Below are 24,230 nucleotides of genomic sequence, written 5' to 3'. Positions count from 1 at the left end.
CTCCGGTCGGCGCGGCGCACCCGCCGCGGGCACGGCGGGCCGTCGGCGGCGCCGCCCTCGATGTCTCCAGACTATCGAGCCAGGTGCGCGCGCTGGGCGGGTATCCCGAACCAGCTGGTCAGCGCGGAGCGCAAGCTCTCCTGCGCAGCCGAATCATCCGCTGCCCAGGCGACATAGGAGTCCGGGCGCAGCAGCAGGGCGGCCACCGGAGCGGCACCGCGGGCGCGCGCCCGGACATAGTCGACGCGATCGGCCCACCCGGAGATCGACTCCGCGTACGCACCGTCCAGATCGAGCAGCAGCGGACGACCGGTTCGCGCGAGTTCGCCCAGGCGCGTCACGCCCGGTTCGGCGGTATCGGACAAGCGGACTACCTCCAGCTCCGGCGCACAGTAGCCGACCAGTGGATGGGATCCCTCGCCCGGATCGTAGCGAATGTCCGTGCCCGCCAGCAGATCTGCCAGGCGGCGGACCACCGGCTCCTCGGTCAGCAGTTCGCCGGCCACCTCGCGCAGCGCCGTGACATCCCCGCCGGGCGCGATCAGGGCGGCCTGCGCGCGGGCCGACAGCAGCGTGCGCGCGGCCGCGTGCCGCCGTTCGGTGTCGTAGCTGTCCAGCAGTCCGGGCGGCGCGTGCCCCGCCAGTTCCGCCGCCAGCTTCCAGCCCAGGTTCAGCGCATCCTGCAGGCCGACGTTGAGACCCGGTCCGCCGCCGGTGGCGAACACGTGCGCCGCGTCTCCGACCAGGAGGATTCGACCGTCCCGGAACCGTTCGGCCACCCGGGAATTGCCGCCGACCAGGCGGCGCAGCGCGTGCGGCCCGGCTCCGGCGGGCGGGCCCAACGGCATCGGAACGCCGAGCACTCGTTCGGCGCTCGCGCGCAGTTCGCCCAGCGTCATCGGATCCGTGGTGGCGGGCTGGTCCCACTCGGTCGTGCTGACCAGCGGTGGATGACCGGGGAACGGCGCGAAGGACAGCCCGCCGCGGTCGTTGCGGTGCGGCAGGAACGGCGCGATGGCGCCGTAGCCGGGCACCACGAGCGCGCCGGTCGTCGGATCGATCCACTCCGCGGGCACCGTCGCGTGCGCGGTCCTGGTGGTCGTCCGGTCGTAACTGACGCCGGGGAAACCGATTCCGGCGAGCTTGCGGGTGACGCTGTGGCCGCCGTCCGCGCCCACCAGGAACCGGCCGCGCAGCGTTGCCCCGCCGCCGAGGCGCACCGTCACCCCGTCGTCGTCCGGCGCGAGCCCGACCACCTCCACGCCGCGCCGGATCTCGACGCCGAGTTCGCGCGCCCGCTCTTCGAACACCGCCACGATGCGCCGCTGCGGCACCGGCAGGGTGTAGACCGGACTTCGTTCCAGCAGGCCCAGATTCAGCGGCAACGCGCCGAACATGAAGTAGGAGCCGTTGGGCTGCGGCGGTTCCGCACTGCCGCTGAGGTTTTCGTGCAGGCCCCGGCGGTCCAGCAGCGGAACCACCTGACCCACCAGCCCGTTCGCCTTCGGTTCGGCGTCCGGCCGGGCCAGCCGCTCCAGCACCACCGGCCGGGCTCCGGCCAGGGCGAGCTCGCAGGCGAGCAGCAGCCCGCACGGCCCCGCACCGACGATGACGACATCGATCATGATTTTCTCCTGGTCCGCGGGTCCGGCAGGCCCGCCGCGAGCTGGTCCAGCGCCGCGGTGAGCAGCGGCAGCAACGGCAGCGGTGGATCCGCCGCCTGACTGTGCTCGGTGGCCACCGCGGTGGCCGTGCCGATGGCGGCGGCCACGAGCTTGGGATAGAGATCGCGCTCGGCGTCGGTGCCGGTGCGTTCGGCCACGGCCGCGGCCAGCTCGGATTGCGCCCGCGCGTGCACCGCCAGCACCGCGGCCTGCACGGCCGGCTCGGCGAGCATCCGGCGCACGCCCGCCACCCAGTGCCGTTCCGCCTGCGCCGAGCCCTGGCCGCCGTGCGCGGTCAGGTCGTGTCCGAGCGGGAAGCGCTCACGCACCGCGGCCGAGATCGCCGACCACAGCGGCTCTTTCGCGGGCCGCGCCCGCAGTTCCTCGGCGACCTGCCGCATGCGTTCCAGCTGCCGGAAGGCGACGGCTTCGCCCTTGCCGGCGAAGTAGTTGCGGAAGGTCCGCACCGAGACGCCGGCGGCGGCCGCGATGTCCTCGATGGTGACATTCGACCAGCCGCGTTCCACGCTGAGCCGAATGGTGGCCGCGCTCAGCGCGAGCCGGGTCGCCCGCTTCTTGCGTTCGCGTAATCCGGGGCCGTCCGAGTCCATGCGTCCACCATACAGAAACTTGCCTAATCGGCAATTTTGCCGAACAGGCAAGAACTTACCGTCTCTCGGCACACTCGCGGAATCCCTTCCGCGCGTGGACAGTTCGACGCTCCCACGGCGTCGCGCACCCCTCCCGAAGGCGTGAGGTCACTCACACCAACGGGATGAAGTGGCTCACGATTTCGAGTTCGACACCCCGGGAGCTATGAATTGCCCGCCGGTAGCCCGCTTCCCGCACCCGCTTCGGCCGCCCTGTCGCAGTCACCCCGAAACTCGTTGGCACCTGCCCACTTCGAGCACGTCGTCCACCGTGAAATCCCATAGCCCTGCGATCACCAGTTTGCGAAACTTCACGACACAGATACTTCCTCGGAGCTGGTGTCCCAGACGGTCATCCGCACTCTTACATTTGCCCGCACATTGTTACTCTCGGGTAATGTTCCGCCCGCCGATGATCACCGACGATCCGCCGGTCATATCCGTCAGCGAATTCCAGGAGCTAACGTGTCGCATTCTCGATTCGAATCGATCGGCGCCTATCTGCCTTCGAATATTGTCTCGACAGACGACCTGATCTCGCGCCTCAAAGAGGCGCCCGCGTTCGATCTGGAAAAGATCACCGGAATCAAAGAGCGCCGCGTGCACGACACCCGGCCGGAGACCTACGAAGACTCCCTGACCCTCGCGCTCAAGGCGGCCGAGGACTGTTTGTCCAGGTCCCGCTACAACGCAGCCGATCTCGACGTGATCATCTCGACCTCGATCACGCGCAGCAAGGACGCGACCCGGATGTACATGGAGCCGTCCTTCGCCTCCTTCATCGGAAAGCGCCTCGGCGCGGCGAAAGCAATTACCTTCGATGTGTCCAATGCCTGCGCGGGAATGCTCACCGGCACCTACATTCTGGATCGCATGATCCGCAGCGGCGTGGTCCGCAACGGCCTCGTGGTCAGCGGCGAGGCCATTACCCCGATCGCCGAAACCGCGGTCGAGGAGATTTCGGAGAAATACGATCTGCAATTCGCGTCGCTCTCGGTCGGCGACTCGGGCTGCGCGGTCGTACTGGATCAGGCAGTCGACGACGCGGACAAGATTCACTACATCGAGCTGCTGACCGCCGCCGAGCACTCGCACCTGTGCCTGGGCATGCCCAGCGACAAGACCCCCGGCGTGGCGCTCTACACCGACAACCGCAAGATGCACAACGAGGCGCGGTTCATGCTGTGGCCGGACGCGCAGCGCGCGTTCCTGGAGCAGCGCGAATCCAGCTTCGCCGACGAGGCTTTCGACTACATCATTCATCACCAGTTCGGCGCCGCGGCCGTGCCCTACGCCAACGCGATCGCCGCGCGCGAGTTCGGCGCCCCGATGCCGCCGGACCTCAACGTCATCCACAAGTACGGAAATACCTCCACCACTTCGCATTTCGTCGTGCTGCACGATCAGCTCAGCGACCAGAACATCGAAGCGGGCGCGAAGGTGCTGATGGTCCCCGCGGCCTCCGGCGTGGTCGCCGGCTTCCTGTCCACCACCATCTCGTCGCTGAAGGTCTGAGGTCTGACATGGGCATCCGTATCAAAGCCACCGGCGTCAGCCGGGGCGAGCACACCCACAGCATCGTCGAGCACAGCGGCGCGGCCGCGCGAAACAGCCTGGAGCGCGCCGGAATCCGGCCCGAGCAGGTCGGCGTGCTGATCAACGCGGGCGTCTTCCGCGACTCCAACACGGTGGAACCGGCCGTGTCGGCGCTCATCCAGAAGGCCGCCGGGATCGGCCTGGACTACTTCTCCAAGGACGACCCGAGGACCTTCTCCTTCGACCTGATGAACGGCGCGGTCGGCGTCCTGAACGCGGTGCAGGTCGCGAGTTCGGTGCTCGAGACCGGCGGCGTCGAGCACGTGCTCATCGTCTCGGGCGACACCCATCCCTCGCTCACCCGTTCCGCCGCGGACGCCGAATTCCCCTACGCCACCGCGGGTGCCGCGCTGTTGCTGGAGCGCACCGGCGACGCCGAGGGCTTCGGTCCGGTGCACACCGCGACCGCGCCGGGCGAGCCGGGCGTGCAGTCCTACGTCGACACCGCCACCATGGGCACCGTCGGCCGGTCGCTGATGACCGTGGAACGCGACGACGATTTCGCCGAACGACTGCTCGAGGTCGCCGCGCAGGCGGCCCGCGCGGCACTGGCCGGACAGGATCGCGCCGGCCTCGCCCTGATCGCCTCGACCCCGGTCGCGGAGTTCCCGAAGCTGCTCGCCGACGAACTCGGCATCGATCAGGACGCGGTGCGCCTGCCGGACCTGTCCGACGGCGATCCGCACACCGCGGCGCTGCCGCTGGCCTACGACCGGGCCGTGGCCGAGGACTCGCTGCGCGGGTACAGCCGGATCCTGTTCGTCGCCGCGGGCGCGGGACCGTCGGCCGCGGCCGTGCTGTACCAGCTGCCCGCATGACCGCGACCTACTGGCAAGCCATCGATCGGTTCCGCGCCTTCGCCGCCGCGGAACCCGATCGGTCGGCGGTCATCTACCCGGACGGGACCGGGCCCGACGGGCTGCCCGAGTACCGGACGCTCACCTACCGCGAGCTGGACTCGTGGTCCGATGCCATCGCCGAACGCCTCACGGTGTCCGGCGTCGACAGCGGCACCCGCACCATCGTGCTGGTGCTGCCCAGCCCCGAGCTGTACGCGATCCTGTTCGCGCTGTTGAAGATCGGCGCGGTGCCGGTGGTCATCGATCCGGGCATGGGCGTGCGCCGGATGGTGCACTGCCTGCGCGCGGTCGAGGCGGAGGCGTTCATCGGAATTCCGCCCGCGCACGCGCTGCGGGTGCTGTTCCGGCGCAGTTTCCGGCGGGTCCGCACCGTGGTCACCGTCGGCAAGCGCTGGTTCTGGGGCGGCCCGACGCTGGCGAGCTGGGGCCGCACCCCGGCGGGCGTGCTGCTGGAACGGGTCCCCGCCGATCCGTCCGACGTGCTCGTCATCGGATTCACCACGGGCAGTACGGGTCCGGCGAAGGCCGTGGAGCTGACCCACGGCAATCTCGCGGCCATGGTCGAGCAGGTGCACACCGCGCGCGGCGAGATCGCGCCGGACACCTCGCTGATCACTCTGCCGCTGGTCGGCATCCTGGATCTACTGCTCGGATCCCGCTGTGTCCTACCGCCGTTGATCCCGAGCAAGGTCGGCTCCACCGATCCCGCCCACGTGGTGGACGCGATCCAGCGGTTCGGCGTGCGCACCATGTTCGCCTCCCCCGCGGTCCTGATTCCGCTGCTGCGCCACCTGCGCGAGCGGCCCACGGAACTGGGCACGCTCGCCAGCATCTTCTCCGGCGGTGCGCCGGTGCCGGACTGGTGTATCGCCGGGCTGCGCGAGGTGCTGCGGGCGGACGCGCAGGTGTTCGCCGGGTACGGCTCCACCGAGGCGCTGCCCATGTCCACCATCGAATCCCGGGAACTGCTCGACGGTCTCGTCGACCGCGCGCACCGCGGCGACGGCACCTGCATCGGACGGCCCTCGGACCGGATCCGGGCCCGGCTGGTCGCGATCACCGACGACCCGCTGCCCACCTGGGCGGCGGTGGAGTCGCGCGCCGGCGAACTGGAGGGCTCCCGCGGCATCGGCGAACTGGTGGTGGCGGGGCCGAACGTCAGCACCCACTACTACTGGCCCGAGCAGGCCAACCGCGCGGGCAAGATCGCCGACGGCGACACCGTCTGGCACCGCACCGGCGATCTGGCCTGGATCGACGACGCGGGCCGGATCTGGTTCTGCGGGCGCAAGAGCCAGCGCGTGCGCACCGCCGACGGCCCGATGTTCACGGTGCAGGTCGAGCAGATCTTCAACACACTGCCCGGGGTCGCCCGCACCGCGCTGGTCGGGGTGGGCGAGCCGGGCGCGCAGCGTCCGGTGCTGTGCGCGGAACTCGCCGAGGGCGCCGAGGCCGCTGCGGTCGTCGCCGAATTGCGCGGCCGGGCGGCGGAGTTCGAGCTGGCCAAGCCGATCGCGGACTTCCTCGTGCATCCGGGTTTCCCGGTCGACATCCGGCACAACGCGAAGATCGGCCGCGAGCAGCTCGCGGTCTGGGCGGCGAAGCAGGTGCGATCGTGAGAACGAGTGCGCTGCAGGCTGTTCCGATTCTGGGCTGGCTGTACCTGATCGCCGGTCTGATCGCCGCCGCACGCGGCCGCGCGCCGCGGAGCCGTGCGCTGCGGGCGATCTGGTGGATCGACGCGTTCCTGAGCATCGTCGTGCACGCCGCCCAGATCCCCGCCGCACTGCGCGCCGCTCCGGATCGGGATCCGGTCCGGACCGCGGTGCTGACCCAGGTCTTCGGCCTGACCTATTGGCGGACACAGGAATCCGGCCGCACACAGAACGGAGGACCGCGATGAAGGTCCTGGTCACCGGCGCGTCCGGTTTTCTGGGCGGCGCCCTGGTGCGCCGGCTGGTCGCCGACGGCGAGCACGAGGTGTCGATCCTGGTGCGCCGCACCAGCAATCTGGCCGACCTCGGCCCGGCACGCGAGCAGGTCCGGCTGGTGTACGGCGATCTGTCCGACCCGGATTCGCTGCTCGCGGCGACCAGCGGCGTCGACGTGGTGTTCCACAGCGCCGCCCGGGTCGACGAGCGCGGCACCCGCGCCCAGTTCTGGGCCGAGAACGTCACCGCGACCGAGCGGCTGCTGGATTCGGCCCGCCGCAACGGCGCCACCCGCTTCGTGTTCATCTCCAGCCCCAGCGCGATGATGGACTACGACGGCGGCGACCAGCTCGACATCGACGAGTCGGTGCCCTACCCCCGCCGCTACCTGAACCTCTACTCCGAGACCAAGGCCGCCGCCGAGCGGGCCGTCCTGGCCGCGAACACCACCGGATTCAGCGCCTGTGCCCTGCGGCCGCGGGCCATCTGGGGTGCGGGCGACCGCTCCGGCCCGATCGTGCGCCTGCTCAGCCGCACCGCCGCGGGCTCCCTGCCGGACCTGTCCTACGGCCGCGACGTCTACGCGTCGCTGTGCCACGTCGACAACGTGGTCGAAGCCTGTGTGCGGGCGGCGAGTTCGGACGCGGTGGGCGGCAAGGCCTATTTCGTCGCCGACGCCGAACGCACCGACGTCTGGAAGTTCCTGGGCCAGGTGGCGACCGGACTGGGCTATCAGCCGCCGACCCGGCAGCCGAACCCGCGGGTGCTGGCCGCCCTGGTCGCCGCGATCGAAACCGTCTGGCGCATACCGTTCGTCGCCACCCGGTGGTCGCCCCCGCTCTCGCGCTACGCCGTCGCCCTGATGACCCGCAGCGCCACCTATGACACCGCCGCCGCCACCCGCGATTTCGGCTACCGGCCGATCGTGGACCGGGAGACCGGGCTGGCGAGTTTCCTCGCCTGGCTCGAAACCCAGGGCGGCGTAGTCGAACTCACCAAGGATGTGCGATGACCTTCCGCCGGCCGATCTCCCCCACCGAGCGCATGTACTTCCCGATGCGGGACATGGCGCCGCCGTTTCTCATGCAGCTGGTCGTCGAGGGCGCGGGCGGCATCGATCCCGAGCGGCTGCGGCACGCGGTCCAGGAGGCGGCGCGGGCCTGCCCCGGCGCGCGGCTGGTCCGGCGCGGTAAATACTGGGTCGACAGCGGGATCGCGCCGACCGTGCGCGTCGTCGCGGGCCACACCCTGGACCGCCCGGATCTGGAAGCCGACCCGGTGCTGACCAGCCCGATCGGACCGGCCCCGGACTCGACGGTCGAGGTGCTGCTGCTCACCGGCGCGCCGACGACGCTGGTGTTCCGCGTCTTCCACGGCGTGATGGACGGCATGGGCATGGTCCTGTGGGTCGGCAACGTCCTGCGCGTGCTGCGCGGCGAGGAGCCGGACACCCTGGCCGACCCGGTCGCCGACGCCGAACTGGTGCGCCGGATCGGCGCGCCCGGCCGCCCGGCCGCCATGGTTCCGGCCTACCGCACCGCCGTCGGCCACGGCCATCAGGAACCGCACGCCGCGCGGCATCTGATGCGGCGCCGCACGATCGCGGCCACCGGCGGCGGCGCGGTGGCCCGGGTCGCCGCGCTGCTGGCCGAACAGACCGCGGGCACCTCGCGCATCATGATGCCCGTCGACCTGCGCCGCCACGACCCGGCCCTGCGCTCGACGGCGAACCTGGCGCTGCCGCTGTTCCTCGACATCGAGCCCGGCGCGCCCTGGACCGCGGTCAAGGCCCAGATCAAGGCCGGTCTCACCGAGCGGCGCGAGCTGAATCAGATGGCGGCCACCCGGCTGACCCTGGTCCCCGACGCCGCCAACCGGGCGCTGCTGCGCACCCTCAACCGCGTCGGCGCCGAGCACGGCCGAAACCTGGCCTCGGCCACGGTGTCCCACATGGGCCGGTTCACCCGCGAGGAGCTGACCGTCCCGGGTTTCGAGCCCAGCGCGATCTACATCCTGCCGCAGCATTCCATCGCGATGCCGTTGCTGTTCGGATTGATGGAATTCGACGGCCGCACCGAACTCACCGTGTCGGCGCGCAACGGAGTCAGCATCGAGGGCCGATTGGACGCGCTGCTGGACCGGATCACGCACCGGCTCGAGCAGGATCTCCCGGCACACGCCTGACCCGGTGCCGGGCCGCCGCGGTGGCCCGGACAGAATCGACCCACATCAGCATGGACCGACGGCAGCAGAGGGCACAGTTGAGCAGCTTCATCGCGACCCACGTCCGAGACACCCGCGCCGGCGGCCGCCGATGACCGCCTGGGCCCGGGTGCTGCTGGCGCGCCCGAAACTCGTACTGGCCGTGATCATCGCGGGCATGGCGGTGTTCGGCCTGTTCGGGGCGAGCGCGAGCAAGAATCTCAGTGCGGGCGGATTCACCGATCCGGCAAGCGAATCCGCGCTGGTCGACCAGTTGGTCACCAAACATTTCGGGCCGCAGAACCCCGATGTGATCGCGCTCTACACCGCACCGCCGGGCAAGACCGTCGACGACATCGGCCCGCAGGTGCGCGAGCGACTGGATCGGATCGATCCGGCGCTGCTGGCCAAGCCGATCGAGAGCTACTGGAGCAGTTTCGGTCCGCGCAAGAATCTGCTGCGCTCGGCCGACGGCAGACAGGCCGTTGCGGTGGTGTTCAGCGCCGGCGACGAGAGCGCCCGCCTGGCCGCCTACCCGGATATCGAAGCGGCGCTGCGGGTTCCGGGCGTCGACTCGCGCATGTCGGGATTCAGCGCGGTGTCCACCGAGATCACCGGCCAGTCCCAGCGCGATCTCATCGTCGCGGAGTCGATCTCGCTGCCGATCACGCTGCTGATCCTGGTGGTCGTCTTCGGCGGCGTCGTCGCGGCTTCGCTGCCGGTGGCCGTCGGGCTGCTCGCGGTGGCGGGATCGATGGGCGCGATCCGGGTGCTCACCGAGTTCACCGAGGTGAGCACGTTCGCGGTGAACATCGCCTCGCTGCTCGGACTCGGCATGGCCATCGACTACGGGCTGTTCCTGGTCAACCGGTTCCGCGAGGAGATCGCCGAGGGCCGCGACGTGCCGGCCGCGATCCAGCGCACCTGCGCCACCGCGGGCCGCACCATCGCCTTCTCCGCGCTGCTGCTGATCTGCGCGTTCGCGGGCATGTTCGTCTTCCCGCAGGCGGTGCTGCGCTCACTGGGCTTCGGCGCGATGATCGCGGTGGCGCTGGCCGCCGCGCTGTCGCTGACCGTGCTGCCCGCCCTGCTCGCGCTGTTCGGGCACCGGATCGGGCGGCCCAAGCCTGCCAAGGTCGCGCGTCAGCAGCGCACCGAACGCTTCTGGGGCCGGGTCGTGGACGCGGTCCTGCGCCGGCCGGGCGCGATCGCCCTGGCGGTCGGCGCCCTGCTGCTGGTGCTGGCCGCGCCCGTGACCGGTATCCGGCTCGGCGAGATCGATCACCGGGCGCTGCCCGCGGACAACGCGATGCGCCAGACCGTGGACGAGCTCGCCGCGAACTTCCCGGGCGCCAGCAGCGGCGCGACCGCGGTGCTGCAGGGCGTGCGGGGCGCGGTGCCGCAGTCGGCGCAGGTCGAGTCCGCGATCCGGGCGCTGGACGCGGTGCCCGGGGTGCGCTCGGTGGCCCAGGTCGGCCGGGCCGGGGACTTCGTGGTGCTGCACGCCTTCCTGGAGGCCGGCGATCGCAGCCCCGCCGCCCAGGACACCGTGCGGGCCATGCGGGACGCGCCCGCGCCCGGCGGCACCGAGATCCGGGTCGGCGGCGACACCGGCGCGGCCCTGGACGGCGTCACCGCCATCAAGTCCCGGCTGCCGCTGATGCTCGCGGCCATGGTGGTGGCCACGGTGCTGCTCCTGCTGGTGGCCTTCCGCTCGATCGTGTTGCCGCTCAAGGCGGTTGCGATGGCCGCACTCAGTCTCGCCGCCACCTTCGGCGTGCTGACCTGGATCTTCAACGACGGTCATCTGGCCGGTGCGCTCGGCGTGCACGTCGGGCCGATCGATACCGGCATGCTGGTGCTGATCATCGCGGTGGTCTTCGGGTTGTCCACCGACTACGAGGTGTTCCTACTGTCGCGGATGTCGGAGGCGCATCAGGCGGGTGCGAACACCGCCGAATCGGTGCGCATCGGCACGGTCAAGACCGCCCGGGTGATCACCGCGGCCGCGGTGCTGCTGGTGTTCGTGACAGGCGCCTTCACGTTGTCCCCGCTCACCCCCATGCGGTTCCTCGGGATCGGCATGATCATCGCGCTGATCGTGGACGCGACGCTGGTGCGGATGCTGCTGGTCCCGGCACTCGTGCAGCTGATGGGCCCGGCGAACTGGTGGCTGCCGGGCCGCAGGGGCCGGCGCGCGGTGACGGTGGTGGAATCGGCCGACGATCCCGACCGCGCGCCCGCGGGCGTCTGAGCGCTCAGCCCCAGCTGAAGAAGAACGCGCGCAGGATCAGCGCGACGATGAACACCACGGTGAACGCCAAGTCGATGCCGGTACCGCCGAAGCGGATCGGCGGGATGATCTTGCGGACCGGCGCCAGCACCGGTTCGGTCAGCGTGGTGACCAGCTGACGGGGCTTTTCCGCCCACTGCGGCCGGTCCGCCAGGATCATGACCCAGTCCAGCACCATCCGGGCGAGCAGCAGGACGATGAAGACGGTGGTCACGAAGCCGAGCAGGGTACCCAGGAAGGCCATTGGTGACTCCTTAGTGATCGCCGCGATGGCGTCTTACCGGCTACAACGCGGATGACCAGTCCGAAGTTCCGGCCGTCCGCGCTCGCGCTGGGTTGCGCACTGCACGATCACCATAAGCAAGGACCTGCGCCGATCCCGGTATTGGAACGACGCTATTTCAGCCGGGCAGGGCGGCCAGCAGGCGCGCCGCTTCGGCCCGGTGCGCACCCCGGATGACGAAACTGGCGAATCCCCAGCGCTTCCGATGCGCCAGCACCTCGGCCCGGAGCTCGTCCAGGGTGCCGATCAGGACATAGGGCGCGTCCAGCAGATCCCGCGCGGTCGCGCCGGTGACCTCGGCGGCCATCCGGGCGGCCACCGCCTCGGCGTCGTCGGTGATCTCCAGGTACTGGACCAGCGCCTCGAACACCGGGCGCCGACCGGCCGCGTCCACCGCGGTGCGGACCCGCTCCACCTGCTCGTCGATGTGCGCCGCGCGCCAGCGGGTTTCGTGGTCCCGGCCGTCGGCCAGGGTGCGGCCGAGGCCGGTGAAGTCGATGATGTCGGCGTGCGCGGCGGCATAGCGCAGCAGGCGGGTGTTGTTGCCGCCCACCCGCAGCGGGACCCGCGGCTGCACCGGGCGCGGGCTGGTGAGGACCGCGTCGCGCAACGTGAAGTGCCCGCCCGCGGCCGACACCGTCTCCCCCGCCAGCAGCGCGCGGGTGTGCGCGGTCAACTCGATCATCCGCTCGACGCGCGCGCCGGGCGCGGGACGTTCGGCGCCCCGCATACTCCATTCGAAGGGATTGTGGCCCGCGCCGACCCCGAGATCGAACCGGCCCGCCGACAACAGATCCAGCGTCGCGGTGGCCACGGCCAGCGGCAGCGGTTCCCACAACCCGCCGTTGATCACGTTGGTGCCCAGCCGAATTCGCTCGGTGACCGCCGCGGCGGCCGCCAGCGTGGCGAACGGCTCCGCGCACGCGCCCGGATGGTCCGGGACCAGCAGCGCCTCGAAACCGTCCTGCTCGCAGGCGCGGGCGAACTCCGGCCAGGACTCGGGCCGGGCCATGTTCTCCTGGATCGAAAAGCGCACTGTGCCCACCATGAGCAGCTCCCTTCCCTTGCGGCACACGGTAGTTCGCCGGGCCGCACCGCGGCCGGAGTTCTGCTCTCGGCGAAGACGCGCTAACGAGTCGCCAACAAGTCCGAGACAGTCGTTGCCGCACTGTCTCAGTCGCCTTACCGTGAAGGGGAACACCGTGGTTCGCGAAAGGCTTCGGCGATGTCCACCGATTCCCTGCTCCGGCGCTATGCCGCCGACGTGCGCTCCCTCCTGCCGGGCACGGCCGCGGGGGTCATGCAGTTGATGTATCCCGCCCTCGGCGCCGGCGTCGAGGAGCACTCCGATTTCTTCGCCGAACCCTTCGAACGGATCACCCGCTCGGTGCCGCAGATCTGGGCGACGATCCTCGCGCCCGACGCCGCCGCCCGGGCCCGCGACATCCGCGATCTGCACCGCGGTATCGGCGGCATCGACGCCCGCGGCCGCCGTTACCACGCGCTGCACCCGGCCACCTTCTGGTGGGCACACGCCACGTTCACCTGGGAGATCTTCCGCTCGATCCAGTTCTTCCACCCCGAGACCCTGACCCGCGACGAGCAGGAGCGGCTCTACGCCGAGACCGTCGACTGGTACGGGCGCTACGGCCTCAGCACCCGCCCCGTCCCCGCGGATTACCCCGCCTTTCAAGCCGAGTTCCGCCGGGTCTGCGCCGAGGAACTCGAGCTGACACCCTCCGCCGCCCGGGCCCTGCACATCGCCCAGCACGGCGGCGGCACCGTCAATGTCGTGCCCATGGCCCCGGATCGCCTAGGCCGCGCCGCCGGGTACTTCCTCTCACCGCCGTTGCGCGTGCTCACCTTCGGCTGCCTGCCCGAGGTCGTCCGCGACCGCTTCGCCATCCCCTGGACCCACGCCGACGCCGCGACCTTCACCGCCATGGCCACCACCCTCACCCACGCGCCCCGCCTGGTCCCCGATCGCCTCAATCACTGGACGCTGCGCACCGCGCTGCGCGTCGTCGGCGCCGGTACCCGCGCGGACCGCTACCGGCCGGCCGCCTAGCGCACGCCCACCCGCAGGCGCAGCGTGCCGTCCTCGCTCGTGCCGCGCAGGGCCTGCTCGATCAAGGCGCTGATGTCCAAGGCGGGTGTGCGGCGCACCGCGTCCCGCACGATCGGTTCCAGCATCGGACCCAGCGGCGCGATCTCGGGGCCGATCTTCTCGAGCAGCGCGGTCAGGTGCTGTAGGAAGGGCACCAGCCCGTCGCCGGTGAAATAGCCCGGCACCGGGCGGCTCTCCGACAGCGCCGCACCGGATTCCACGATCCGGTTCAGGGTCACGCCGAAGGCGCCGAATTTCGGGCCGGCGTCGGTGAGCGCCGGGCCGAACCAGTCCAGGTCGCCGCCCAGGGCCTGCACGTCACCGAACAGCTGGCGCATCGAGGCGGTGCGGCTGAGCAGCGCGGCGGCCAGCAGATCGGTCGAGCGCTGCAAGGTCTGCATCGCCGTATCCGTTCCGGACAGCGCATGATTGAAGGTTGTGACCAGGCGCGCGATGGTCTCGGGCCGCAGTTGCCGCAGCAGGTCGACCACGCGGGCCGACAGCGTGGTGATGGTGGTGGGCGTCCGGACGCGCTCGGCCGCGATCCGCTGTCCGTCCGCCAGGAACGGACCGGTCCCGCTGCGCGGCGCGAACGCGATATAGGGCTCGCCGAGCGCGGAGAGCTGCTCGATGCGGACATCGCTGGACAGCGGTATCCGATAGCGGTCATCGATGCGCAGGCGCACCAGGACCCCGTCGGGCCGCTTGTCCACCGATTCGGTGCGCCCGACCTGGACACCGGACAGCAGCACCGGCGAATTCCGGGCCAGGCCACCGGAATTCGGTAGCCGGAGCTCGGCGGTGAGAAAGGCGCGGCGCGGGTCCAGGTGCAGCACCCCGATCGCCATGTAGGCGACACCGAGAACCAGCACCGCCGCGATCGCCACGAGCGAGGTGGTCGCGCGCAGCCTCATCGCACCGCGCCGATCATCCGCAGCGTGTCGATGATGCGCGCGGTCTGGTCCCCGGCGGACATCGACCCGGCGGTGACCTCGACCAGGTTCACCTTGGGGCCGTGGTCGACGAACGGGATGATCCGGCGCTGGATGAGGTCGACCAGGTGCTTCAGGTTCGACGGCGCCGCGGTGTCGAGCGGATGGCGCCCGAGCAGCATCGGCACCACCGCCCGGGTGGTCGCGTCGAGCGATTCCAGCAGTGGGCCCAGCCATTTCGCGGCGGGCCCCACCGGCCCCAGCGCGGTCAGCACGAAGATCACGCCGATCTGCGCGTCGGTCGCTTCGGTGGTGTGCTGGACGCCGTAGGGCGTGAGCAGATCGTCGAGCACGGGCAGGTTCTGCCGGACGCCGTCGTCCACGGTGGCCCGCAACCCGTCGAGCAGCGCGTCGACCGAGCCCAGATCACCGCCCAGGTCGACCAGATCCGTGCCCAGCACCTGCGCGATCCGCGCGGTGTCGGCCGGATCCGCGGGCAGCACCGAGTTCATCGTGCGCACGATGCTCTGGAAATCGGCGACCGCGCCGCTGCCGACGAAGGCGGCCAGCCCCGCCAGGATGTCCTCGATCGAGGGTGAGCGCGCCGAATCCGCCAGCGCGATGGTCGCCCCCGATTCCAGCTGTCCCGCAGCGGGTTCCGCCGGTTCGGTGAGGGCGATGTGCACGTCGCCCAGGGGGGTGTCCTGCCGCAGTTCCGCGGTGGTGCCCCGGGACAGGCGCACCGACTCGCGGATCTCGACATCGGCGACCGCGTACCCGGGGCGCGCGGCCCGGCCGGGCGCGGCCACGACCGGGTCCACGAGCGTGACCCGGGTCAGCTGCCCCACCCGCACTCCGGCCGCGATGACCTTCGCGCCCTGCGGCAGATTCAGCACGTCGGCGAATTCGATCCGCAGCGGGTAGGTCGGCCCGTCGACCCCGGATCCCGGAACCGGCACGTCGGCGGGCTGGAATCCGCAACTCATCGTGGCGAAAACGACTGCGAGACAGGTGATCACGGCTCCGAGGCGGTTCATCGCGCACTCACCGCCCCGAGCAGCACCGGCAGCGCCGGGATCGTGACCGCACCGCCTGCGGACCGGGCGCAGCCGGGCGCACCGACCGCCGCCAGCGCCGCGCAGACCCGCTCGGCGTCCGGCTGTTCCAGCGCGAGCCGGGGCGGCGCGTAGCCGATCGACGGCCGGCCCGAGACCGGATCCATGCTCGCCGCGAAGCCGCTCGCCACGGCCGGAGCCAGCCGGAGCACCTCCGCCAGCGAGCCGATCCCGCCGGCGATCAGCCGGGCCAGCCCCGGCGTCGCGTCCAGCGCCCGGACCGCCGGCGTGCCGAACATCATGATCGCGTCGTTGACCTGCGGCAGCACCTCCGACAGGGCGGCCACCAGGTCGATGATGGGCGGAAAGGCGATGGTGACGATGTCACCGAAGGTCTGCGGCAGTCCGGTCACGGTGGTCCGCACCTGCGGCCATCCGGCACGGGCCCGATGCGCGAGTTCGGTGAGCGCGTCGAGCAGTTCGCCGAGGTGCCCGATCGCGGCGTCGGGCGCGGCGAGGGCGTGGGACAGGCGCTGGATGAGCGTGTTGATCTGCTCGCCGGAGCCCGCGGTCGCGGCGTCGAGCGCGGTCAACCCGTCGCCCAGGCCGGGGCTCGCCTCTCCGTCGAGTTCTTCGACGAGCCCGGAGAGCGCCTCGAAGGTCTCCGAAAGGCTCTTCGGCGTCAGTGTTTTCGTGATGCAGCGAGCGGGATCCCAACCGGGACCGTCCGGTTCGGCTCCGATCAGCGCCAATTTCCGGTCGGCGACCAGGGTGTCGCTCACCGTCACGGCCCCGACCTCCGGCGCCAGCTTGCGGTCGGCCCGCACCGTGAAGCGCACCCGGGCGACCGCGCCGTCGGGCCGCACCTCGGTGACCTTGCCGACCGGGACGCCCAGCACCGTGACCGCGCTGCCCTCGTAGAGCCCGATCCCGTCGGGCATGTCCGCGCAGTAGGCGGTCACCGGCGGGTTCGGTCTGCTCAATGTCAGGCCGAACCCACCGGCCAGCACGAGCGTGAGCACCACGGCGGCCGACATCAGCCCCCGCGATCCGAGCAGTTTCCGCACGTCAGCACCCTCCCCCGGGAACGGGCACGCACACCGCGACGGTGGCGGCGGAGTGATCGAGGCTCAGCCCGCCTCCGGCGGGCATGAGCGGCAGCAGGCGCTGCTGCAGACCGCGCAGCGCATCGAGCAGACCGCCCAGGCGGGCGCCGAGTTCGGTGAGCTTCGGGATCGCGTCCGCGAGCGGCTGCGCGCGCTCCTTCAGCGATCGGTCCCAGGCGCGCCCCAGCGGCGTCAGGTCGCGCAGCACGACCGCGAGATCGTCGAGCGCCTGGGCGACCTGGGCCTTGTTGGTCTGGACGATGTTCTCCAGCGTCCCCAGGGTGATCAGCAGCCGCGCCAGCACATCGGAGTTCTCGTTCAGGGCCGTCAGGTATTCGTCCGCGAGCGCGAGCGTGCGCGAGATGTCGGAGTTCTGCTGGTCCAGGACGCCGACCAGGCTTTCGGCGGCGCGGATCGCGGCGCGCACCGAATCCGGACTGTCCGACAGCGACCGCGCCACCGCCGCCAGGTCCTGGCGCAGCGTCTGCCCTTCGATGCGCCGCACCGGCTCGATCGCGTCCTGGAAAGTCTGGGTGAGGTTGTACGGGAGGCGAACTCGCTGCTGCGGGATGACCGCGTCGCCCAGCGGTTCCGTTCCGGCGGGCTCGACCGCGACGTAGTACCCGCCGACGACGGTCAGCATGCGGATGTCCAGCGTCGTCCGATCGCCGAGGGCGACCTCCTCGGCGACGGTGAACCGCATCCGCACCCGGTCGGCCAGCAGTGTCAGCGATTCCACCTTGCCGACGGGAATCCCGGCGATCCGGACGTCGTCACCGGGCCGCACCGCGCCGGCCTGCGCCAGATCCGCGGCATAGGTGCGCTCGGGCGAGGTCCCGGTCACATACACCGCGCCGATGGCGATGACCAGGAGTAGGGCGGCACCCAATCCGGCCATCCCCCAGCGCAGGTCGCTTCGTCGCGAACTCATCGATGACACAGCACGATCCTTTGTCCGGCGATCAGGACCCGCAGGGGTTCCGGTGCGGGGGCCGCCCCGTGCGCGCAGGTGCGGTCGAGGTCCGGGTCCGCGGGCGGGAGGGCCGCGGTCAGCGCCTGGATCAGGCCCGGCAGCCGCTGGAAGACCTGCACGGCCGCACCCGGATCGGGGAACGCCTGTTTCAGCGCCGCGTCCAGATCGCGATCGTGCGCGCCGGTGACGCCGAACACGGTCAGCATGCTCCGAAGTGGTTGCAGCACCGGCGGAATCTCGTTCGCGAAGTCGACCAGGCCGGGCAGCTTCTCGCTGATGGTGACGAACAGGCCGGTCAGGTTGGTCAGCAGTTTCATCGCGTTGCCGGATTTGCCGCCGAGGTGCTCGGCGATCTCGGCGAGGTTGCGCACCAGCGTCGAGACCAGGGCCTGCCGATCGGTGGTGTGCCGGCTCAGCTTCTCGATCGCGCCCAGCGCGGGCCCCAACCCGGTGCCCTCACCCTGGATGAAGGCCAGCAGACTCGTCGCGAACTGGTTCAGGTCTTCGGGTTCCAGCTGTGCGAGCACCGGTTGCAGGCCCTTGAACAGCGTCGTGATGTCGAACGCGGGTACGGTCTCGGAGATCTCGAAACGCGCGGCCGGATCACGCACGGCGCCCGGCTGTTCGGGCTGCTGGATGTCGAGATACCGGAAACCGGTGAGGTTCTGGAACCGGATCGCGATCTTGCTGTCGGCGAACAGCGGATGATCACGCACGACGGTGAAGCGCACGTGGGCCTGGGCGCCCGCCAGGCGCACCGCGCCCACCTTGCCGACCTGGACCCCGTACAGGCGCACGTCGTCGCCGGTGCGCAAGCCGTTCGCGTCGGTGAACAACGCTGTGTACGTGACGGTTTCGCCGTCGACCGGTCGCTCCAGCACCCGGAAGACACCGGTCAGCACCACACTCATCAGCGCCGTCGCCAGCACGACGCGCAGCAGCAGAGCACGGGTGGACATCAGCGGCCCTCCGTAGCGAGCAGCGTCGTCAGCGGAACCACCAGTCCCGGAACGATATCCAGGTCGATCGCGACATCCAGGACCGGCCCGTCCGGGCTGTCGTGGAACGCGGCGCCGATCCGGCGCAGCAGCTCGCTCAGCTCGGCCGCCGAGCGCTCCGGTGCGCTGATCGAGCCCGACACCTGATCCAGAATGAGGGTGGCCAGGGGCAGGAGTCCGGCGAAGTGCTGCTGCGAGGTGCCGAGCAGGGTCGTGACCACGGGCAGCAGTTCCGTCCGGACGCGGGTGAACATCTCGGAGAAGCGCGCGAGCCGCTCGGGCGAGGCCAGATAGCTGTTGGTGTAGGTCGCCTCCAGCACGGCCAGACCACCCGTCAGCATGGGCGGCAGTCCGGCCAGGGCCGACCCGAATCGGTGCAGCAGCACCGAGGGCGGCAACTGCTGGGTCTCGGCGAAGGCGCGCAGCGTCGCGCCGAGGGCCTGGAGCAGCGGCGTGAAACCGTCGAGGTACCGGGCCGACTTGCTCAGCAGCGCCACGAGATCCGGCGTCAGCACGTCGCCGGTGAGCGCGCCCGTCGACTTCAGCAGGGCCGCGAGCGTGGCGTCGCGGACCCGGTCGCCGCCCTCGGTCAGATCCACCGTCGACCCCTCGGTGAGCTCCGCACCGCCACGGCCGGAACGTAATTCGAGCGTGCTGATGCCGAACAGGTTGCCGGGCGCGTAGTCCAGCGACAGCGCGTCGGTCAGGCCGTAGAGCTGGGATCGGTTCAGTGTCAGCTCGAGGCGCTGCCGTCCCGGGGCCGCGGCGCGGATCGCGCGGACCTCGCCGATCCGCACACCGTCCAGGCGGACGTCGGTACCCGCTTCGACGCCCGCGCCCACCTGACCCACCAGCAAGGCCAACCGGATCTCGCCCGGCGGCTCGGTGTCCGGTGACATCCGCCAGGCCAGTGTGAGCAGCGCCGTCAGCACCAGCGCGCAGGCGCCCAGGCCGCGGGCGCGGCGGGGCCCGACTTCGGTGCCCGGCAGGTCGTAAGCAGGCATGCGATCACCCGGTGAAAGAGATGGGAGATTGGAATCCCCACAGCACGATGGTGGCGACCATGTCCAGGGCGATGATCGAGACCAGACTGGCCCGGATGGCCCGGCCCGATCCGATGCCGACCCCTTCGGGACCGCCGGTGGCGAAATAGCCCTGATAGCAGTGGATCAGCACCACCGCCACCGCGAACAGCATGACCTTCACGGTCGCGGCGATCACGTCCCAGAGCACGATGAACTGATCGAAATAGTGGTCGTAGGTGCCGGTGGGCGTGCCGTGGATCGTCGTCACGATCACCTCGCAGGAGAAGTAGCTCAGGATCAGCGCGACCACGAACGCCGGTGCGACAGCGATGATTCCGGCGATCACGCGGGTGGTCACCACGAACGGCACCGACCGGATGCCCAGCGATTCGAGCGCGTCGATCTCCTCGGAGATCCGCATGGACCCGATCTCGGCGGTCATCCGGCACCCGGCCTGCGCGGCGAACCCGACGCCGGCCGCGATCGGGGCCAGCTCGCGCGTCACCCCGAACGCCGAGATGAGCCCGCTGAGCTGCCCCAGCGACAGCAGGTTCAGCGCACTGTAGGCCTCGATACCGATGGACGCGCCCATCGCCGCGCCGAGCAGCAGCATGAGCGGGACCACCCCGCCGCCCACGATCACCGAGCCGCGCCCCCACGTCATGTCGGTGACCACCTCGACCGTCTGCCGCCGGTAGTGCACCAGCGTGTACGGCAGCGAGGACAGCACCTGCCAGACGAATCCCAGAACGAAGCCGAGGGATTCGACCGCGCGCTGCGGCCCGAGGCGCCGCCACACCCGGCGCGCGCGGCGCAGGCCGGGCGGAAGGTAGGAGGTCGCCGTCATCACGCCATCCGCACCGGAATGAACATGGTCACGACCTGGGTGATGGCGGTGTTCAGCACGGCCACGGCCGCGACCGACAGCACCACCGCGGCATTCACCCCGTCCGCCACACCGCGCGGGCCGCCCTTGGCCTCCAGGCCGCGCTGGCAGGCGATGATCACGACCAGGAAGCCGAAGATCAGCGATTTGAGCAGCGACACCCAGATGTCGAGCGGTGTGGTGAAGGAACCGAAGGACTGCCAGTAGCTGCCGGGCGTGACATCCAGCGCGGTGACGGCCACGGCGAAGCCGGAGGCGATGCCGACGAAGATGATCAGGATATTGAGCAGCGGGGCCACCAGCATCATCGCCGCGATCCGCGGGACGACCAGCCGCTGGATCGGGTCGACGCCCATCACCCGCATGGCGTCGACCTCTTCACGAATGGTCCGGGCGCCGAGGTCGGCGGCGATGGCGGCCGCGCCGGCGCCGCCGAGCAGCATCGCCGTCGCCATCGGAGCGCCCTGCTTGATGACGCCGAGCCCGCCCGCCGCGCCGATCATCGACTCGGCGCCCAGCTGGGACACGATGTTTCCGACCTGCGCGGACACGATGACGCCGAACGGAATCGCCATCAGCACCGCAGGAATCGCGGTGACCTTGATGAGAAACCAAGCCTGCGCGAGGGTTTCGTGCACCTGGAAGCGCAGCCGGACCGCCGCGACCGCCCCGGCGCAACTCGCCGCGACACCCATGCGCAAGGCCCGGCCCAGCGTGGCCAGGCTCAGCAGCACCGTCTCGGTGAAGTTCCGGCGCAGGATCCGGACCGCGGATTCGCCGTCCGTGTCGGTAAGACCGGTTCCCCGCATCCGACCTCCATGTCCGCACTACACGGCCGCTCCACCCGTGCCGTCCGAGCGACCGTAGCATGACCTGGACCACATTCTGGACACTTATCCAGAAACTTGGCCAGTTTTGCGGAACCCGGTTCCCCGGCCCCTATTTCGGCCCGCGCCGAGGCCGATACCTACACCTGCTCGCCCTGCTCCCGCCGCCGATCCAGCTCCCGCTGCCGCTCCTGCTCCTGCCGCCGCGCCTCGGCCCGCTGCTGCTCGGCCCGCTCCCGCAACCCGCGCAGAAACTCCTCATCGGCCACCGGATCCTGCGCGACATACCGCCCCGGCCGGTCGTACTCCGCATACCGCCCCGCCGACCCCGACCTCCGCGACTCGTCCACCGGCCGCCCCATGAACAACCAGAGCAGCGCCCCGATCGTCGGAACCAGAATCACGATCACCAGCCACCCACCCTTCGGCAGATGACGAATCCCCGCCTCCGGCGCGGTAATAATGTCGATCAGGCAGTACACCCACAGGGCCAGCGTGATCAAACCGACAGCCGCGTACGGCATCGCGTTACTCCTAGATTCCGGGCCGAACCTCGGCCGATGCTCCCCCGGGCCGAACCAGCCCGATCAGGGACTATACCCACCACAGGCCCGATCGCGGAGCCCGGTGAAAGCGGTTTTCGCGCTGAGGAATTGGGCGGGGGTCGGTAGGCTGACCGGCGGGACCACAGGGTGGGAGTAGTTCATGGGCGCAATCGCCAGAATCGGCGCCGTCTCGCTGGTCGGCCGGGATCCGATCGAGTTGGGGCGTTTCTATCGGGAGTTGCTGGACAGCGCGGTGCTCTTCGAATCGCCGGAGTTGATGGTGCTGCGTGGGGACGGGGTCACGCTGACCATCGGGCGCGTGAAGGATCATCGTCCGCCGGAGTGGGCTGCGACGGACGAGCCGCAGCTCGCCCATCTGGAGCTTCATGTCGCGGATCTGGACGAGGCGGAGGGCCGGGCCGTGGAGCTCGGGGCCGTCCGCGCCGAGCGGCAGCCCGAACCGGAGCACCGGCGGGTGCTACTGGATCCGGCTGGGCATCCGTTCGCGCTGACCGTGCCCGCGTTGCGCATGTGACCGAGGCCACAGAAGACTGTGGTAGCGACATTCCGCCGCCGTCACACGGCCTTATCGCGCCAGCTGAGGCGGCAACGCCCGCGATTCGGACTGTGCATCCACACAACGTTCGCCGCTGCACTGTTGTCAATGGTCAAAGAGCTGTAAAGATGCGCGGCCGTTCCCCCTCCCCTCCGCTAGCGTTGATCTGACCCCGACAGGCCGGACCGGGGTCGCAATCCATGCAAGGGAGCATGCGCATGACTGCCGTCTCTTACGCACTCGGCGCACACCACGTCGACCTCACCCGCCGCGTCGTCGTCGCCTTCCCCACCCTCGGCTCCGCACCGGGCCTGGTCCTCGAATTCGCCGCGACCCCCGGCGAAGCCGACGAATTCGCCTGCGCCGCAAGCCGCATCGGCCTCACCGTCACCGTAGACCACGCCGTCCGCACCGGCCTGCGCCCCCTCCCCTGCCGCAGCCTCTGGCACTGAGCCCGCTCCCCACCCACCCGCCGATCCGATCTGGACGGCGGCCCCGACGGGATGTAATGATGGCGAGAACAGACTAAGTTACCGGTCGGTAACAAGTGCGATGGCCGGGCTCGGCATCGCGAATCGGGGGTTGGGCGTAGTGAATTCGGTGACGATCACACTGGGGATCATCGGCGGCATCATCACCGCGGCGTGCTGGGGGCTGCTGTTCGCCGGGGTGGGGCGGATGGTGCGGGTGCTGCGGGCGGGGCAACCGGACGGGTCACGCTGGCGGCCGGTGCTCCCGCGACTCCGGACGGTCGTCGTGGAGGTCGTCGCACACTCGCGGATGAACCGGTTCCGCACGGTGGGCTGGGCGCACTGGCTGGTGATGGCCGGGTTCCTGCTCGGCATGGTCTTCTACTTCGAGTCCTACGGACAGACCTTCGACCCGGCGTTCCACTGGCCGATCCTCGGCGAGCTGTTCGCCTATCACCTGCTCGAAGAGATCCTCGGCTTCGCCACCATCATCGGGATCGTGACGCTGATCGTCATCCGGCAGCGGAACCATCCGCGCCGGCCGGACCGGGTATCCCGGTTCTCGGGGTCGAACTTCCGGGCCGCCTATCTCATCGAACTCATCGTGCTCATCCACGGCGTCGGCGACGTACTGGTCAAGGCGGGCAAGATCGCCACCTACGGCGGCGGGCACGTCGCGAGCGATCCCCTCACCTCACAGGTGGCGCGGGTGCTGCCGGCCAGCCCACTGATGATCTCGATCTTCGCGTTCGTGAAGATGGTCGCGGGCGCGGCCTTCCTGTATGTCATCGGCCGCAAGCTCACCTGGGGCATTGCGTGGCACCGGATTTCGGCGTTCTTCAACATCTACTTCAAGCGTGAGGGCGACGGCGGCGTCGCGCTGGGCGCGGCCAAACCCATGTGGTCCGGCGGCAAGATCCTCGATATGGAGACTGCCGACCCGGATACCGACGCGTTCGGTGTCGGGAAGGTGGAGGACTTCACCTGGAAGGGGTTGCTGGACTTCACCACCTGTACCGAGTGCGGCCGCTGCCAGTCCCAGTGCCCGGCCTGGAACACCGGAAAACCCTTGTCCCCCAAGCTGCTCATCATGTCGCTGCGCGACCACACCTATGCCAAGGCGCCGTATCTGCTGGCCCGGGGCGATGCGCCGCAGCACCTTTCGGAGGCGGAGCGGGCCGAGGCGGAGCGTCCGCTGGTCGGTGGCGAGGACGTCAACGGCATCATCGACCCCGAAGTCCTGTGGTCGTGCACCACCTGCGGCGCCTGCG

24 protein-coding genes are annotated in these 24,230 nt (G+C 70.3%); 11 read left to right on the top strand and 13 right to left on the bottom strand.

Annotated elements, in window-relative coordinates:
- Positions 1–71: 71 nt before the first annotated feature.
- Both AB0I43_RS23915 and AB0I43_RS23910 read right to left on the bottom strand, forming a co-directional pair.
- Entirely contained in the window at positions 72–1,625 is a 1,554-nt protein-coding gene (locus AB0I43_RS23915) for an FAD-dependent monooxygenase (RefSeq protein ID WP_356974542.1), read from the bottom strand.
- Positions 1,622–2,275: a TetR family transcriptional regulator gene (locus AB0I43_RS23910; RefSeq protein ID WP_356974543.1), complete on the bottom strand. Its 654-nt coding sequence runs from the start codon at positions 2,273–2,275 to the stop codon at positions 1,622–1,624. The genes AB0I43_RS23915 and AB0I43_RS23910 overlap by 4 nt, the downstream gene beginning before the upstream one ends.
- 504 nt (positions 2,276–2,779) lie before the next feature.
- Between AB0I43_RS23910 and AB0I43_RS23905 the strand changes: the two genes are divergently transcribed.
- The 7 genes from AB0I43_RS23905 (at position 2,780) to AB0I43_RS23875 (ending at position 11,157) form a co-directional block, all read left to right on the top strand.
- Complete coding sequence (locus AB0I43_RS23905; RefSeq protein WP_356974544.1) at positions 2,780–3,829, top strand: 3-oxoacyl-[acyl-carrier-protein] synthase III C-terminal domain-containing protein; 1,050 nt, start codon at positions 2,780–2,782, stop codon at positions 3,827–3,829.
- Positions 3,830–3,837: 8 nt separating this feature from the next.
- Positions 3,838–4,728 (top strand): hypothetical protein, encoded by an 891-nt coding sequence (locus AB0I43_RS23900; protein ID WP_356974545.1) that lies wholly within the window; start codon positions 3,838–3,840, stop codon positions 4,726–4,728.
- The gene (locus tag AB0I43_RS23895; RefSeq protein ID WP_356974546.1) at positions 4,725–6,389 is read left to right on the top strand and encodes a fatty acid CoA ligase family protein; all 1,665 of its coding nucleotides are present in this window, start codon (positions 4,725–4,727) and stop codon (positions 6,387–6,389) included. The genes AB0I43_RS23900 and AB0I43_RS23895 overlap by 4 nt, the downstream gene beginning before the upstream one ends.
- A complete protein-coding gene (locus tag AB0I43_RS23890) occupies positions 6,386–6,673 on the top strand; it encodes a hypothetical protein (protein ID WP_356974547.1) in 288 nt (95 codons plus the stop codon). Before AB0I43_RS23895 ends, AB0I43_RS23890 begins: the two co-directional genes overlap by 4 nt.
- On the top strand, positions 6,670–7,713 hold the full coding sequence (locus tag AB0I43_RS23885; protein ID WP_356974548.1) for an NAD-dependent epimerase/dehydratase family protein: 1,044 nt from the start codon (positions 6,670–6,672) through the stop codon (positions 7,711–7,713). Before AB0I43_RS23890 ends, AB0I43_RS23885 begins: the two co-directional genes overlap by 4 nt.
- The gene (locus tag AB0I43_RS23880) at positions 7,710–8,885 is read left to right on the top strand and encodes a peptide synthetase (protein ID WP_356974549.1); all 1,176 of its coding nucleotides are present in this window, start codon (positions 7,710–7,712) and stop codon (positions 8,883–8,885) included. Before AB0I43_RS23885 ends, AB0I43_RS23880 begins: the two co-directional genes overlap by 4 nt.
- A gap of 130 nt (positions 8,886–9,015) precedes the next feature.
- Entirely contained in the window at positions 9,016–11,157 is a 2,142-nt protein-coding gene (locus AB0I43_RS23875) for an MMPL family transporter (RefSeq protein WP_356974550.1), read from the top strand.
- Positions 11,158–11,161: 4 nt separating this feature from the next.
- Here AB0I43_RS23875 and AB0I43_RS23870 read toward each other — a convergent pair whose 3' ends face one another.
- Positions 11,162–11,440: a YggT family protein gene (locus tag AB0I43_RS23870; RefSeq protein ID WP_356974551.1), complete on the bottom strand. Its 279-nt coding sequence runs from the start codon at positions 11,438–11,440 to the stop codon at positions 11,162–11,164.
- Positions 11,441–11,597: 157 nt separating this feature from the next.
- On the bottom strand, positions 11,598–12,527 hold the full coding sequence (locus AB0I43_RS23865) for a TIGR03621 family F420-dependent LLM class oxidoreductase (protein ID WP_356974552.1): 930 nt from the start codon (positions 12,525–12,527) through the stop codon (positions 11,598–11,600).
- 177 nt (positions 12,528–12,704) lie between these two features.
- Between AB0I43_RS23865 and AB0I43_RS23860 the strand changes: the two genes are divergently transcribed.
- On the top strand, positions 12,705–13,547 hold the full coding sequence (locus AB0I43_RS23860; RefSeq protein ID WP_356974553.1) for an oxygenase MpaB family protein: 843 nt from the start codon (positions 12,705–12,707) through the stop codon (positions 13,545–13,547).
- Here the strand turns inward: AB0I43_RS23860 and AB0I43_RS23855 are convergent.
- The 9 genes from AB0I43_RS23855 to AB0I43_RS23815 all read right to left on the bottom strand — a co-directional run bounded on the left by AB0I43_RS23855 (position 13,544) and on the right by AB0I43_RS23815 (position 21,912).
- Positions 13,544–14,500, bottom strand: a complete 957-nt coding sequence (locus AB0I43_RS23855; RefSeq protein ID WP_356974554.1) for an MlaD family protein — start codon at positions 14,498–14,500, stop codon at positions 13,544–13,546. The two genes, AB0I43_RS23860 and AB0I43_RS23855, sit on opposite strands and share 4 nt — an antisense overlap.
- A complete protein-coding gene (locus tag AB0I43_RS23850) occupies positions 14,497–15,555 on the bottom strand; it encodes an MlaD family protein (RefSeq protein WP_356974555.1) in 1,059 nt (352 codons plus the stop codon). The genes AB0I43_RS23855 and AB0I43_RS23850 overlap by 4 nt, the downstream gene beginning before the upstream one ends.
- On the bottom strand, positions 15,552–16,640 hold the full coding sequence (locus tag AB0I43_RS23845; RefSeq protein ID WP_356974556.1) for an MlaD family protein: 1,089 nt from the start codon (positions 16,638–16,640) through the stop codon (positions 15,552–15,554). The genes AB0I43_RS23850 and AB0I43_RS23845 overlap by 4 nt, the downstream gene beginning before the upstream one ends.
- 1 nt (position 16,641) lies before the next feature.
- Positions 16,642–17,610 (bottom strand): MlaD family protein, encoded by a 969-nt coding sequence (locus AB0I43_RS23840; protein WP_357432640.1) that lies wholly within the window; start codon positions 17,608–17,610, stop codon positions 16,642–16,644.
- Positions 17,607–18,611, bottom strand: a complete 1,005-nt coding sequence (locus AB0I43_RS23835; protein ID WP_356974558.1) for an MlaD family protein — start codon at positions 18,609–18,611, stop codon at positions 17,607–17,609. The genes AB0I43_RS23840 and AB0I43_RS23835 overlap by 4 nt, the downstream gene beginning before the upstream one ends.
- Entirely contained in the window at positions 18,611–19,654 is a 1,044-nt protein-coding gene (locus tag AB0I43_RS23830) for an MlaD family protein (protein WP_357432639.1), read from the bottom strand. Before AB0I43_RS23830 ends, AB0I43_RS23835 begins: the two co-directional genes overlap by 1 nt.
- Positions 19,655–19,658: 4 nt before the next feature.
- A complete protein-coding gene (locus AB0I43_RS23825) occupies positions 19,659–20,522 on the bottom strand; it encodes an ABC transporter permease (protein WP_356974560.1) in 864 nt (287 codons plus the stop codon).
- Positions 20,522–21,370: an ABC transporter permease gene (locus AB0I43_RS23820; RefSeq protein WP_356974561.1), complete on the bottom strand. Its 849-nt coding sequence runs from the start codon at positions 21,368–21,370 to the stop codon at positions 20,522–20,524. The genes AB0I43_RS23825 and AB0I43_RS23820 overlap by 1 nt, the downstream gene beginning before the upstream one ends.
- 158 nt (positions 21,371–21,528) lie before the next feature.
- A complete protein-coding gene (locus AB0I43_RS23815) occupies positions 21,529–21,912 on the bottom strand; it encodes a PLD nuclease N-terminal domain-containing protein (protein WP_356974562.1) in 384 nt (127 codons plus the stop codon).
- 181 nt (positions 21,913–22,093) lie between these two features.
- Between AB0I43_RS23815 and AB0I43_RS23810 the strand changes: the two genes are divergently transcribed.
- From AB0I43_RS23810 to AB0I43_RS23800, 3 genes are all read left to right on the top strand, one after another.
- Positions 22,094–22,468, top strand: a complete 375-nt coding sequence (locus tag AB0I43_RS23810) for a VOC family protein (protein ID WP_356974563.1) — start codon at positions 22,094–22,096, stop codon at positions 22,466–22,468.
- 239 nt (positions 22,469–22,707) lie between these two features.
- Positions 22,708–22,941 carry a hypothetical protein gene (locus tag AB0I43_RS23805; RefSeq protein WP_356974564.1) on the top strand — a complete coding sequence of 78 codons (234 nt, stop codon included), beginning with the start codon at positions 22,708–22,710 and terminating at the stop codon, positions 22,939–22,941.
- Positions 22,942–23,080: 139 nt separating this feature from the next.
- A partial coding sequence (locus AB0I43_RS23800) for a (Fe-S)-binding protein (RefSeq protein WP_356974565.1) occupies positions 23,081–24,230 on the top strand: 1,150 nt, incomplete at its 3' end.

Origin of the sequence: Nocardia sp. NPDC050435, from assembly GCF_040655395.1 — a bacterium.
In the GTDB taxonomy this organism is placed as follows: Bacteria; Actinomycetota; Actinomycetes; order Mycobacteriales; family Mycobacteriaceae; genus Nocardia.
This window is presented reverse-complemented; position numbering and strand designations above follow the sequence as displayed.

Excerpts from the sequence above, each read along its gene's own strand:
- AB0I43_RS23825 (WP_356974560.1), bottom strand. The coding sequence starts at position 20,522 with ATGACGGCGACCTCCTACCTTCCGCCCGGCCTGCGCCGCGCGCGCCGG.
- AB0I43_RS23910 (WP_356974543.1), bottom strand. The coding sequence starts at position 2,275 with ATGGACTCGGACGGCCCCGGATTACGCGAACGCAAGAAGCGGGCGACC.
- AB0I43_RS23855 (WP_356974554.1), bottom strand. The coding sequence starts at position 14,500 with ATGAGGCTGCGCGCGACCACCTCGCTCGTGGCGATCGCGGCGGTGCTG.
- AB0I43_RS23850 (WP_356974555.1), bottom strand. The coding sequence starts at position 15,555 with ATGAACCGCCTCGGAGCCGTGATCACCTGTCTCGCAGTCGTTTTCGCC.
- AB0I43_RS23870 (WP_356974551.1), bottom strand. The coding sequence starts at position 11,440 with ATGGCCTTCCTGGGTACCCTGCTCGGCTTCGTGACCACCGTCTTCATC.
- AB0I43_RS23815 (WP_356974562.1), bottom strand. The coding sequence starts at position 21,912 with ATGCCGTACGCGGCTGTCGGTTTGATCACGCTGGCCCTGTGGGTGTAC.
- AB0I43_RS23840 (WP_357432640.1), bottom strand. The coding sequence starts at position 17,610 with ATGAGTTCGCGACGAAGCGACCTGCGCTGGGGGATGGCCGGATTGGGT.
- AB0I43_RS23810 (WP_356974563.1), top strand. The coding sequence starts at position 22,094 with ATGGGCGCAATCGCCAGAATCGGCGCCGTCTCGCTGGTCGGCCGGGAT.
- AB0I43_RS23820 (WP_356974561.1), bottom strand. The coding sequence starts at position 21,370 with ATGCGGGGAACCGGTCTTACCGACACGGACGGCGAATCCGCGGTCCGG.
- AB0I43_RS23895 (WP_356974546.1), top strand. The coding sequence starts at position 4,725 with ATGACCGCGACCTACTGGCAAGCCATCGATCGGTTCCGCGCCTTCGCC.
- AB0I43_RS23900 (WP_356974545.1), top strand. The coding sequence starts at position 3,838 with ATGGGCATCCGTATCAAAGCCACCGGCGTCAGCCGGGGCGAGCACACC.
- AB0I43_RS23865 (WP_356974552.1), bottom strand. The coding sequence starts at position 12,527 with ATGGTGGGCACAGTGCGCTTTTCGATCCAGGAGAACATGGCCCGGCCC.
- AB0I43_RS23915 (WP_356974542.1), bottom strand. The coding sequence starts at position 1,625 with ATGATCGATGTCGTCATCGTCGGTGCGGGGCCGTGCGGGCTGCTGCTC.
- AB0I43_RS23805 (WP_356974564.1), top strand. The coding sequence starts at position 22,708 with ATGACTGCCGTCTCTTACGCACTCGGCGCACACCACGTCGACCTCACC.
- AB0I43_RS23875 (WP_356974550.1), top strand. The coding sequence starts at position 9,016 with ATGACCGCCTGGGCCCGGGTGCTGCTGGCGCGCCCGAAACTCGTACTG.
- AB0I43_RS23860 (WP_356974553.1), top strand. The coding sequence starts at position 12,705 with ATGTCCACCGATTCCCTGCTCCGGCGCTATGCCGCCGACGTGCGCTCC.
- AB0I43_RS23830 (WP_357432639.1), bottom strand. The coding sequence starts at position 19,654 with ATGCCTGCTTACGACCTGCCGGGCACCGAAGTCGGGCCCCGCCGCGCC.
- AB0I43_RS23880 (WP_356974549.1), top strand. The coding sequence starts at position 7,710 with ATGACCTTCCGCCGGCCGATCTCCCCCACCGAGCGCATGTACTTCCCG.
- AB0I43_RS23835 (WP_356974558.1), bottom strand. The coding sequence starts at position 18,611 with ATGTCCACCCGTGCTCTGCTGCTGCGCGTCGTGCTGGCGACGGCGCTG.
- AB0I43_RS23885 (WP_356974548.1), top strand. The coding sequence starts at position 6,670 with ATGAAGGTCCTGGTCACCGGCGCGTCCGGTTTTCTGGGCGGCGCCCTG.